Here is a 637-nt window from a genome sequence, read left to right as displayed (position 1 = left end):
GCTTTTCATTCTGGCGCCTATCATTACATTTATCCCTTCGTTCACGATCATTGCGACGATTCCATTTTCGGATCGGATGTTTAATGCGAATTTGAATGTCGGACTGCTCTTTTATGTAGCCTTAACGGGGATTTCTACGATTGGTATTATCCTCGGCGGTTGGGCATCGAATAACAAATATGCGCTGCTAGGCGGTATGCGTTCCGCGGCTCAAATGATTAGTTATGAGGTACCGCTCGTCATCTCCGTTATCGGTGTCATCATGATGACAGGCAGTCTAAATCTACATACGATTGTTGATCATCAAACAGGCGGTTTCTGGCATTGGAATTTCATTCCCCAGATTCTAGGTTTTATCATTTTCGTTATAGCCGGGGTCTCGGAGCTCAATCGAACGCCGTTTGACTTGCCGGAAGCGGAGTCTGAGCTCGTTGCTGGTTATCATGTGGAATACAGCGGTTTCCGCTTCGCTTTTTTCATGCTATCGGAGTATGTTTACGTGTTCGTCATTGCTTCCCTTACGAGCTTGATTTTCCTGGGTGGATGGCATTCGCCGTTCCCATTCCTTGATTTCATTCCGGGTGTTATCTGGTTCCTGCTGAAGTTCTCTTCGGTTGTGTTCTTCCTATTCTGGCTG

At 46.3% G+C, this 637-nt stretch carries 1 protein-coding gene; it reads left to right on the top strand.

Annotated elements, in window-relative coordinates:
* Positions 1 to 637 (top strand): complex I subunit 1/NuoH family protein (locus ACXJJ8_RS15410; protein WP_499031858.1); only part of this gene is annotated, 637 nt, incomplete at both ends.

The organism is Lysobacter sp. P5_C4, from assembly GCF_054049695.1.
Note: the sequence above shows the minus strand (reverse complement) of the source record. Positions and strands in the feature narration are given on the sequence as shown.